The sequence below is a fragment of the Methanosarcina sp. genome (genome assembly GCF_035390745.1).
Lineage (GTDB): Archaea > Halobacteriota > Methanosarcinia > Methanosarcinales > Methanosarcinaceae > Methanosarcina.
The window spans coordinates 36,800-47,362 of record NZ_DAOOUJ010000016.1 but is presented as its reverse complement, the minus strand read 5'-3'; the positions used below and the strand labels follow the sequence as shown (position 1 = coordinate 47,362).

Genomic DNA, 10,563 nt, shown 5'->3' with positions numbered 1-10,563 from the left:
ACTAGCGCTGGAAAACCTGGAAAACAGCTCAAAACAGAGTCCAGAATTAACAAGGGAAGAAAAAATCTGGCTAACTCAAAGATCGATGAATACGACATGTATTATCCTGAAAGATAATTTAAAATTACTATTGGAGACTGCTAGTTTTGAGATGTTTAATGAGTACCTGGCCAATTGTAAACCTCTAGAATACACAATGGAATATTACTTTCAGAAGCCTCTGAAGGAAATCAGTCTAAAAGATCTCGTCAAGGGAGTGATTATTATGGGGAGTATGTCAAACTGGTTCGATACGATAGATTATACGGATAATGGCACCCATTATAAGCTGCTAATTACTCATAGCTTTGGGCTCAATAGTTCAAAGCTAAACAAAATGGCAATTGAAAGATTGCTTGAAACTTACGGGGCCAGGGTAGAGAGCACAATTTCTGAAAAGACGATTTTTATGAAGATATATAAAAATTAATAATGAACTGATCCTGTTTTATCCTGAAACAATTTCGGGATAAAACATGTGAAATTGTTTTTGATATAGCTCAAAATTATAGTTATTCCCCACAGACTTTTAGATAAAGATAATTGCAAAGAGCATTGTCCTATGATATTATACTTTATAAATATGTCGGACAGCCTAACATATGAAAAATGCAGGTTGTATAATCCAAAAACAAAATCAAGTTAAACAAACATTGCAGTTAAATTGCAGATATTAGACAGTTAAAGAAATATAACTCCAGATTTATAAAAAATGCAGTCGTGCCACTTATAAGATCCAGAATCATAAGATTTATATGCAGATTCCCTCTCATTTTTTTGGGTGATCTGTTGACAGGTTGTAATTCAGTAAGCTCACGAAAGGAAGTTATTACGACTTCCACCGGAAAAGAATACATTGTTGAACGCCTGGAAAATGACTCTCCTCGTACTGGGACACCACTTTCCGTTATTTTGATCGAGGAAGAAGAGGTGCTCTGATGGCCTATTATATAAAGCAGGGTGAGAGTAAATATCACAAAGCAACTGTGCCGTCTGGGACAACTAGCCTTGACCTGAAGTTAGACTGGGGGAACACAAAGAGTAGCCTATCCCTTACTGCCTATGACCCTGATGGAATCAGGATGAATACTTACTATGATGACGACGATTCAGATGGTATAAATGGTAAAATAAGCATCAGAATATCCTCTAAAAACGGTCTGGAACCGGGAGTATGGAAGTTCAAGGTAAAAGGAGTGTCTGTTGTTGGAAGCGAGGATTACACATTTGGTGCCACTGCGCATCAATAAGCTTCAAAAAAAGCTTATCCTCTGTTTATTATTTTTTTCATTTGTTCTTTTAATATCAACATCTGAGGCTCATGAGTATATAGTACAACCTATTTCAAGTGATCAATTCGGAGTCCCGATTAACGGAGAAGAAGTAACACAGCTTGAGGTCACTGAAATACCCTGCTGGCAGTTTCTGTTATGGCTGGGTATGATGTACATTATATCGACAATTGATCTTTTCTACCCTCAGAAGTTGTTTTTCTCAATATTAGGATATAGAATTGTAAACCCTGGAAATGTACTCGAAAATTCCAGCCGCTACAGGGTTTATGGGTATATAAAAACCAAACCAGGAGCATACATCAGTGAAATTGTAGAGCAGATTGGTCTGGACAGAGAAACAGTAAAATATCACATTAAAACCCTTAAAGCCAAGAAGAAAATTGAAGCCTATAAAGACGGCGGGAAGACAAGGTATTTCGAAAATCTTTTAATTTATAACGAGGACGAAAAAAAAGTTATTTCTACTCTTCAAAATCTGACGAATAAAAGAATAATTTCGGGAATAATGAGTGAAAATTGTAATACAAATGTAGCTCTTGCTCGTGAGATGGGGGTTTCCAGGCCAACAGTTAGCTGGTATATCAAAAACCTCAGAGAAGTCGGCCTTATAATAGAGATAAAAGAAGGAAAAAAAGTAATTTACAGAATAAACCCTGAATATAAACTCCTTATTGATAAGTATATAGATACATTCACAGAGAATACAGAACTGCAACCTCTCGCAGTAACGACGTAAAAAATGTAGCTCTAGAATACAGCCCGAGAGATAAAAAGAAGGCTTGTGTACTGAATTGTAACATCAAAAAAGGAAGTGTAAAAAGGAAAAGTGCTCCGATGGGGATTTGAACCCCAGTCGCAGGAGTGAGAGTCCTGAATGATTGGCCGAGCTACACTATCGGAGCACGCTGTTAATTATGCGCTGCCTCTAAGACAGCATACCTTCAAGTGAGTTATAAAATATAAACCTTTCGACTGATTTTCGAAAAAATTTGAAGCAGCCGGGAGGGGAATTTACCTTTTTCCCGGCAGTTTCCGAAAAGCTGCTTCCCAAAATTACACGAACATGGCCTGTGGAATTGTGGGTTCCTGAACGTTTACGACCTTGTCGTAGGCTTTCATGAAGTCTGCCATGGTGATCTCTTTGCCGCGCCTGCGCAGGACAAATATTCCGGCTTCTTTGACAATTACGCTAATCTCTGCCCCGCTCCTTCCTGCAAGGACCTTGGCAAACTTCTCAAAGTCCACATCATCGGCAAGTTTCATCTTGCGGGTGTGGATCTTAAGGATTTCAATCCTGCCCTTTTCATCAGGCAACGGAACTTCAATAGACCGGTCGAACCTGCCAGGCCTTAGGAGAGCTGGGTCAAGGAGGTCAATCCTGTTGGTTGCAGCAACCACTTTTACGTTACCCTTGGGGTCAAAACCGTCCATTTCGGCAAGGAGCTGGAGCATTGTCCTGTTTACCTCTGCAGAACCGCTTGTACCATCATAGGTCCTCATGCTGCCCACGGCATCGATTTCGTCTATGAAGAGGATGCTTGGAGACTTGTCCCTAGCAAGCTGGAAAATATCCTTGACAAGCCTTGAGCCTTCTCCAACGAACTTCTGGACAAGGTCAGAACCTGACATCCGAATAAAGGTGGCTTTTGCCTGAGAAGCTATAGCTTTTGCAATAAGGGTCTTTCCGGTACCAGGAGCCCCGTGAAGAAGAACCCCTGACGGAGGTTCGATTCCCAGGTCTTCGAAAAGCTCGGGCTCGGTAAGAGGAAGTTCCACACTTTCACGGACTTCCTGAAGCACCTCGTCCAGCCCGCCAATCATGCTGTAATCCACACCTGGAGAATTGATGAGTTCCATAACCTGTGCCCGTACATCGGCAGCCCTGCTCACTATAGAGATAATTGAGTAAGCCCCATTTACAGCAACTCTCATTCCGGGCTCTATTTTCCCCATACATTCTTCCGGGATCTGTGTGAGGACTTCCTGATTGTTTCCGTGCTGCCTGATAAGGGCAATTTCCCCGTTTACCTCCAGAATGGTGGCAATGAAAAGCGGAGGTTCTGTAAGCTGCTCCAGATGGGCTTTTAATTTGTTGATCTCCTGAAGGTGCCTGCCTGTAGCTACGCTGGCTTCAAGGAGCCGTGCCTTCATATTTTCATTCTGGACCTTGAGTATTTCTACCTCGGTTAAAAGGGATTTTACGTCCTCAGGACTGATCTCCCCGCACTCAAGCTCAAACTCTACCCTGGACTTAATATCTTCCAGGGAGGATCTTACGGCACTGTCTTCTGACATTTGAAAACACCTGTTTTATCGTATAAAATTGATCTGAGTTCTACCGGCTTCAAGCCAGTTGGTCTCTAAACCTGTGTGATACTAGTTTGTCTCGGTTGATCGGACTTTAATTATAACAATTGTAATTGTAACATATGTAACGAAATAATCGGCTTTTCAATTCACTTGCCTTTAAATGATCGAGTTAAAGTATTTGGCCTGCAATAAAAGGCAGTCTGCTCAAGTCTACCATAACAGGACAACTTAACAATTTATATATATATTTTACAGGACCACATACATTGAAAGTTAAAATGCAACTGAAGAGGTTCTTATCGTGTTCACAGTATATATTAAGATACCGGGTATTAATACTGTGTATCAAAGTAAGAAGAACAAATATATACCTATAAATATAAAAAGGATATATATAAGTTTCTGCAATACCCACAATGCATTTATGACCCCGGAAAATTACTTTACTGTAACCACTTGACTTTCTTTTTATGTTTCTTTCAAATCTTATATTTTTCCATCTCCTAATTAATCAGTTTTTAATTATCAGTTTTTAGTGTCCCCACATTTCTCTACGAGAGAGCCAGAACTTCTGAAGCAAAAATAAAATTTGAGTTATCTTATACACGTCCGCCCTGAGAATAGGGAGATATATAAACATATCATTTGAAAGATAAAAGAGAATTAGGTATAAAAAGAGATACTTCCAGTAAATCCTTGAAAATGGATTGAAAACTTGACTTTTAGAGAATAAATATAAACAAGAAGGTCTAAAACTCGCCTTGAGAACTAAGAAAAAGAATGAAGTCTTCTACTGAAATAAAAAATTTAAAGGATAGATTTAATAATAAATGCATAATATCATTCCACATGCGTGCATCAGAAGATTTTCTAAGAGTAGGCGCAACAGTCACATTTATTGGCTTCATTATAGTATTGTTAGGCATTGTACTTACAATGTTACAGCATCCCTCAAATGCCCAGATGGGCGGACTGATAATGCTCGGACCCATTCCGATTGTATTCGGTTCTACGCCTGAAATTACAACAAATATGCTTGGGCTAGGATTATTGGTAGCAGTTCTCTATCTATTTCTGTGGAAGACGAAACGTTGATTGGAATTATACTTGTTTTGACTGGGTTTTTCATAATATTCTTCGGGTTTTTAATGCTTATGATCGGAACAGCCATAGGCTTGCGTGAGAATTCAGAGCGCGGAGCAGGAGAATCAAAAAGAAGAGGCGTTTATGAAAAAGAAGCTGGTTCAGAAAACTCTTTCAGGCAAGAAGGATCCGAAAAGAAAGAGCCATATTCAGGAAAAGCCGAATCCAGAATAAAAGGAGGAGGAGTAATCATGCTCGGCCCAATCCCTATTATCTTTGGAAGCGATAAGGAAAGCGCAAAAACAGCGATAATTCTTGCGATAATCCTGATGGTTCTCAGCCTGCTTATTTTCAGAGGTGCATTTTTCTGAATTTGACGCCATTCATATTCAAAGACTGGATTTCATGTTTTCTAAAGTGAAGTAAAGCGCATTATGAAACTAACTGCCCTTTTTACCGCAGGCAAATTTAACGGGGATTTATAATAAATACTGGTTTGAAAATATGCAGAGCCGAAGGTAAACAAACCGGACAAAACCTTATTAAGGTTAAGCCCGATTCAAGGCTTATGTTTACGATAATCACAGGCGCGCAGTTCGGTGACGAAGGAAAGGGTAAGATTGTCGACCTTCTTGCAAAAGACTATGACGTTGTTGCCCGCTTCCAGGGAGGGAACAACGCAGGCCACACAGTCAAAGTAGGAGACGAGGTCTACAAGCTGCACCTGATCCCGTCAGGCATCCTGCTTAATGCCAGGGTCCTTATCGGGCCTGGGGTTGTCCTTAACCCTGAGGTTTTAGCCGAAGAAATCGAGATGTTTGAAAAGCACGGAATAAACGTCAATGCAGAAAAGCTCGGTGTGGACGCAAAAACCAGCATCATAATGCCCTACCACATAGAGCTTGACGGGCTCAGAGAAGCTGCAAGGGAAACAAAGATTGGAACCACAAAACGCGGAATCGGCTATGCATATATCGATAAAGTGGCAAGAGACGAGATCCGCATGGCTGAACTTGTGGACAAAGAGCGTTTCCTTAAAAGGCTTGAAGAACTTGCTCCCCAGAAAGAAAAAGAGATCGAAGCAATGGGCGGGAACCCAAAGATTGTCCGGGACCCGAAACTCATAAAAAGGTACCTGGAACTGGGTGAGCAGTTTGCTGCATATGTTACGGACGTATCGAGGGAAATCAATCAGGCTCTCGATGAGGGTAGAAATGTAATGGCTGAAGCTGCCCAGGGAACCCACCTTGACGTTATTCACGGGACCCAGAAATTCGTAACCTCGTCGTCTACAATTGCAGGCTCTGCATGTTCAAATCTTGGAGTTGGACCAACAAGGGTTGACAATGTCATTGCCATAGTGAAAGCCTATATAACCAGAGTTGGAGAAGGACCGCTTCCGACAGAACTCACCGGAGAACTGGGAGAAAGAATACAGAAAGCCGGAGGAGAATTCGGAACAACTACAGGCAGAGGCAGAAGATGCGGCTGGTTCGACCTGCCACTCCTTAAAAAGGCTATCGTCCTCAATGGATATACGGAAATTTCCCTTACCAAACTTGATGTGCTTACAGGGCTAGACACTCTCAGGATCTGCACAGGATACAAATATAATGGAAAAAGCCTGGACTATCCTCCGGAACTTACTGAAGACCTCCAGAAATGCAGTCCTGTGTACGAAGACCTGCCCGGATGGAAAGACGACCTGACAGAAGTCAAAGCATATAATGAGCTTCCGAAAAATGCCAGAAACTATGTTGAGAGGCTGGAAGAGCTCATGAAAGTCCCTATAAAGTATATATCTGTAGGTCCGGGAAGGGCACAAACATTTAAAAAAGAGGAATAACATTTAGTAAGCCTGTCCGGCAGATTGCCGAAAGATGTATATATTAACCAATAAGTATATCAACCCCATTTTCCAGTTTAGACTAAATTCACATTAACCGGCATTATCGGGCCTTTCGGCCCAAATTTTAAGAGTCCGTAGCCAGCTAAAACCAGCAATGGACAACTCGGAAGAGCATAAAGAGTTACCTCTTTCCGAGAACAAGAGTTACATTCCTGACAGATTCGGGGGGAAGAATCGGCGCTATCGCCCGAACCTGCAAAAAATTAATTCGCATGAGGAGTACACATGACAACAGTATTTGATGTCCCTGCAATGGAAATGATCAACAAGCTTGCAGGCATTCTTAAAGAAAATGAAAAGATCGTTCCTCCGGAATGGGCAGGGAACGTAAAGACCGGAGTTCACAAAGAACTCCCTCCGAACAACGATGACTGGTGGTACGTAAGGTGTGCAGCAGTTCTTAGAAAGATCTACACCGATGGGCCAATCGGGATCGAAAGGCTCAGATCAGTCTACGGAGGAAAGAAGGACAACGGTTCCAAGCCTTTCCACAAAGCAAAAGGCAGCGGTTCTATTGCAAGAAAGTCAGTTCAGCAGCTTGAAGCCGCAGGCTTCCTGCAGAAGGTAAAGGACGGGAGAACAGTATCTCCAAAAGGACGTTCCATGATGGATAACGCAGCTCATGAACTTAAACAGGAGCTGCTTGAGAAAATCCCGGAACTTGCAAAATACTGAGAAGAAAATCCTTTAGAAAGGGACCTGAATCCGGACCCCTTTCATATCTATAATATATTCCAGAAAACCGGTTTTTTCGGTGATTGCCATGTCAAATATGGATAACGAACTCGAAGAAATCCGAAGGAGACGACTTGCAGAAATTCAGAGGCAGCAGGCACAGCAGCAGCCGTCTGACATGCAGGCAGTCTATCAGCAGGAGCAGGCAAGAGCTGAAATGGAAGCTCAAAAACAGTCTATATTGAGGCAGATCCTGACTCCTGAAGCAAGGGAACGCCTGACAACTCTTAAGATGTCAAGGCCAGCCCTCGGAGAACAGCTTGAGATGCAGCTGATTTCGCTTGCCCAGGGTGGGAGGCTCCAGTCTCAGATAAATGACGAACAGCTGAAAACACTCCTGATGCGGATGCAGCCGCAAAAGCGCAAGACGTCCATAACTCGGGTTTAAGCACAATGAAAGTCTCGGTCCTTTTCAGTGGAGGCAAGGACAGTTCGCTCTCTGCCCTTTTACTGGAACCGTTTTTCGAGGTAGAACTCGTAACCTGTAACTTCGGATTGCTCCCTACGGGAGAAATTGCAGCAAAAACTGCAAAAGAGTTGCATTTTCCGCACAGGACTCTTTCCCTTGATCGAGAAATCCTGGAAAAGGCATACGAGCTGGTACTTAAAGAAGGGTTCCCGAGAGCAGCTATCAATTATATCCACGAAAGGGCTGTCGAAACCCTTGCTCTGGACCCGGCAGTTAAATTGATTGCCGACGGGACCAGACGGGACGACAGGGTTCCGGTGCTTTCTATTTCACAGATCAGAAGCATTGAGGATAGGCTGGGAGTTCAGTATTTCTGCCCCCTTAAAGGCTACGGGAAAAAGGTTATAGACTCTCTAGTCGGATGCTACCTGAACATTGAACAGGGTCCGAGTGAGAGTACCCAGAAAGCAGATTACGAAACAGAGCTAAGGGAATTAATCCGGCAGAGGCAGGGAGAAGAGAGAATAAGGGAACTATTTCCTGTTCATTTCCAGTCCCATGTACTTTCAAGGAAAAAATATCCCTGAAAAAGCATATGTGTTTAAAAACTGGAAGCCTCCCCGAAGGGAAAAAATCTGGAATAAAGATTTATAGAATCGAGTTATATTCAACCCCTATACTGCTGCAGATTAACCACATACAATCATAGAATTTACAGGACATGGCTTGCAGACCAGCCTTTTATTCAGAGTGGTAAAATTGCAATTACAGGGTTGAAATCACAATCAGCTAATTACCGGACATACTAAATTAACTGAATTAAATTACTTACAGGTCAACAGGTGTGATCCACTTGAGTCATAACATGAAAGGACAGAAGAAGCGTCTGGCAAAGGCGCACAAGCAGAATTCGAGAGTCCCGGTGTGGGCTATTGTTAAAACTAACCGGAAGGTAGTGAGCCATCCCAGGCGCAGACACTGGAGAAGAAGAAGCCTGGATGTGAAGTAAGCGAGGACGGTGGGAAAAAATGGCAGACGACATGGTCAAAGAACAGATATACACGATTCCCCTCAGAGAAGTAAGAAAAGTCCCTGCATGGAAAAGAGCCAACAGGGCAGTTAAAGAAGTAAGGGGTTTTCTCGTAAGGCACATGAAGACCGAAGCTGAGCAGGTTAAGCTGGACAAAACCATCAATGAACGCCTCTGGGAAAAGGGCTGTGAAAAGCCGCCTCTCTCAATCCGGGTACGGGCTGTCAAATTCGCAGATGGTGAAGTACAGGCAGAACTTGCCCAGTAAATATACCAGTAAAGCGAAAAATCAAAGAATATGATTCGAACAGTGGATATCTACGATACCTCAATTATAGGGGTATTTGCAACCTGTACAGAAGATCTTGCTCTCGTTCCTCCTCTTACAAAACCGGAGGTTTGCACTTTACTCAAAGAGACTCTGGATGTAAGGGTAGTTGAAACCCTTGTAAACGGAAGCACTGTAGTGGGTGCCCTTTCCAGGGGTAACTCAAATGGGTTTTTGTTTCCGTACGGGACCAATGTCGAAGAGATGCAGAAAGTATTGGGCATCCCTGCAGGCATACTTCCGGACAGGCTGAATGCAGTTGGAAACATTGTGCTTGCAAACGATTTCGCAGCCCTTGTGCATCCCGAGCTTTCGGACAGAGCTCTGGAAGCCATTGCCAGAACACTTAAAGTTGAGGTTTACAGGGGAACAATTGCCGGAATAAAAAATGTAGGGATGGCAGGAGTCGTTACAAACAAAGGGCTTCTTGTACACCCGAAAGTAACAGTTTCGGAAAGAGAGACTCTGGAAGAGATCTTCGGGCTTCCGGTAAACATAGGAACAACTAACTTCGGGACCCAGATGCTTGGTTCAGGCCTGTTAGCTAATTCAAAGAACTTTTTAGCAGGCTCCGAAACAACAGGGCCGGAACTTGGAAGAATTGAGGAAGCCCTCGGGTTCCTGGAGTGAAACATCATATCATCCATCTGTTCCCAGAACAAAGTTACAGCAAGAGAGTGGTAATGATGAAGAGTTTTATTGTTAAAGGTAAATTTAAAGCAGGAAATTCCTGGGAAAAATTCACAAAGAAGATCGAAAGTCAGAATGAAAAGAATGCAACCGATAAGACATACTCGATCTTCGGAAGCAAGCACAGCATTAAGAGAAGCCAGATCCAGATCGAAAGCGTAGCTGAGGAGTGAAGGATATGGCAGAAGTCAGTGAAGAAATCAGGAATCTGGCAGCCAGGCATCAGGAATTCCAGAGGCAGGCTGAAGCGCTCAGGCAGGAAATGAGCATGGTACAGGCATCCATTGCCAGCTGTGATCAGGCAATTACAACAATAAATGAGCTGAAAGCAGCTTCAGAAGCAGGAAAGACTGCGGAAACCATGGTACCTGTAGGTTTTGGTTCTTACGTTTATGCTGAAGTCAAGAATCCGGATAAAGTTATTGTCAACCTCGGAGCAGGCTTCAGTGCGGAAGAGACTGCAGAGGCAGCCCTTGAGACTCTTAACCGCCGCAAAGAGCAGCTTACAAAAATCCTTGAGCAGATGAACGCTTCACTGACTAAACTTGCACAGGGAATGCAGGCCCTTGAAACAGAAGCTGCAAAACTTCAACCTGGCCAGGCATGAGATCAGCCCTGGCTCAGGAACAGGTAACGGGTTCCAAGAATCCGGAAACCGAATTTAGTGACCGAATAAAATCATTAACTTTAATTAGTTCACTAACTTTAATGTACTCAAATTATTGCTGATTTCGA

16 protein-coding genes and 1 tRNA gene are annotated in these 10,563 nt (G+C 42.8%); 15 read left to right on the top strand and 2 right to left on the bottom strand.

The genetic code is table 11. The features are described 5' to 3' along the window. The 4 genes from PLL47_RS06160 to PLL47_RS06145 all read left to right on the top strand — a co-directional run. Positions 1-469: hypothetical protein (locus tag PLL47_RS06160; protein ID WP_324445319.1), on the top strand; the 469-nt coding region annotated here is incomplete at its 5' end. A 347-nt stretch (positions 470-816) separates the two neighbouring features. After that, entirely contained in the window at positions 817-978 is a 162-nt protein-coding gene (locus tag PLL47_RS06155; RefSeq protein WP_324445318.1) for a hypothetical protein, read from the top strand. Beyond that, positions 978-1,289: a pre-peptidase C-terminal domain-containing protein gene (locus PLL47_RS06150; RefSeq protein ID WP_324445317.1), complete on the top strand. Its 312-nt coding sequence runs from the start codon at positions 978-980 to the stop codon at positions 1,287-1,289. Before PLL47_RS06155 ends, PLL47_RS06150 begins: the two co-directional genes overlap by 1 nt. A gap of 190 nt (positions 1,290-1,479) precedes the next feature. Further along, positions 1,480-2,070 (top strand): winged helix-turn-helix transcriptional regulator, encoded by a 591-nt coding sequence (locus PLL47_RS06145; RefSeq protein ID WP_324445316.1) that lies wholly within the window; start codon positions 1,480-1,482, stop codon positions 2,068-2,070. Positions 2,071-2,161: 91 nt separating this feature from the next. Here the strand turns inward: PLL47_RS06145 and PLL47_RS06140 are convergent. Both PLL47_RS06140 and PLL47_RS06135 read right to left on the bottom strand, forming a co-directional pair. Beyond that, positions 2,162-2,236: transfer RNA gene (locus tag PLL47_RS06140), tRNA-Glu, on the bottom strand. A 151-nt stretch (positions 2,237-2,387) separates the two neighbouring features. Further along, a complete protein-coding gene (locus PLL47_RS06135) occupies positions 2,388-3,629 on the bottom strand; it encodes a proteasome-activating nucleotidase (RefSeq protein WP_324445315.1) in 1,242 nt (413 codons plus the stop codon). Positions 3,630-4,424: 795 nt separating this feature from the next. Here PLL47_RS06135 and PLL47_RS06130 point away from each other — a divergent pair. From PLL47_RS06130 to pfdA, 11 genes are all read left to right on the top strand, one after another. Next, a complete protein-coding gene (locus PLL47_RS06130; protein WP_324445314.1) occupies positions 4,425-4,739 on the top strand; it encodes a TIGR00304 family membrane protein in 315 nt (104 codons plus the stop codon). A 53-nt stretch (positions 4,740-4,792) separates the two neighbouring features. Beyond that, positions 4,793-5,098, top strand: coding sequence for a TIGR00304 family membrane protein (locus PLL47_RS06125; protein ID WP_502883680.1), 306 nt, complete (start codon positions 4,793-4,795; stop codon positions 5,096-5,098). A 197-nt stretch (positions 5,099-5,295) separates the two neighbouring features. Next, positions 5,296-6,573, top strand: a complete 1,278-nt coding sequence (locus PLL47_RS06120; protein ID WP_324445312.1) for an adenylosuccinate synthase — start codon at positions 5,296-5,298, stop codon at positions 6,571-6,573. Between the two features lie 288 nt (positions 6,574-6,861). Next, positions 6,862-7,311 (top strand): 30S ribosomal protein S19e, encoded by a 450-nt coding sequence (locus tag PLL47_RS06115; RefSeq protein WP_324445311.1) that lies wholly within the window; start codon positions 6,862-6,864, stop codon positions 7,309-7,311. A gap of 79 nt (positions 7,312-7,390) precedes the next feature. Further along, positions 7,391-7,759 (top strand): DNA-binding protein, encoded by a 369-nt coding sequence (locus PLL47_RS06110; protein WP_324445310.1) that lies wholly within the window; start codon positions 7,391-7,393, stop codon positions 7,757-7,759. Positions 7,760-7,764: 5 nt separating this feature from the next. Further along, positions 7,765-8,367 carry a DUF7411 family protein gene (locus tag PLL47_RS06105; protein ID WP_324445309.1) on the top strand — a complete coding sequence of 201 codons (603 nt, stop codon included), beginning with the start codon at positions 7,765-7,767 and terminating at the stop codon, positions 8,365-8,367. A 266-nt stretch (positions 8,368-8,633) separates the two neighbouring features. After that, positions 8,634-8,789: a 50S ribosomal protein L39e gene (locus PLL47_RS06100; protein ID WP_082089462.1), complete on the top strand. Its 156-nt coding sequence runs from the start codon at positions 8,634-8,636 to the stop codon at positions 8,787-8,789. A 19-nt stretch (positions 8,790-8,808) separates the two neighbouring features. Next, a complete protein-coding gene (locus PLL47_RS06095; RefSeq protein WP_324445308.1) occupies positions 8,809-9,078 on the top strand; it encodes a 50S ribosomal protein L31e in 270 nt (89 codons plus the stop codon). A gap of 30 nt (positions 9,079-9,108) precedes the next feature. Beyond that, positions 9,109-9,768 (top strand): translation initiation factor IF-6, encoded by a 660-nt coding sequence (locus PLL47_RS06090; RefSeq protein WP_324445307.1) that lies wholly within the window; start codon positions 9,109-9,111, stop codon positions 9,766-9,768. 56 nt (positions 9,769-9,824) lie between these two features. Continuing rightward, a complete protein-coding gene (rpl18a, locus tag PLL47_RS06085; RefSeq protein WP_324445321.1) occupies positions 9,825-10,001 on the top strand; it encodes a 50S ribosomal protein L18Ae in 177 nt (58 codons plus the stop codon). 5 nt (positions 10,002-10,006) lie between these two features. Continuing rightward, positions 10,007-10,435: a prefoldin subunit alpha gene (gene pfdA / locus PLL47_RS06080; RefSeq protein ID WP_324445306.1), complete on the top strand. Its 429-nt coding sequence runs from the start codon at positions 10,007-10,009 to the stop codon at positions 10,433-10,435. Positions 10,436-10,563 lie beyond the last annotated feature (128 nt).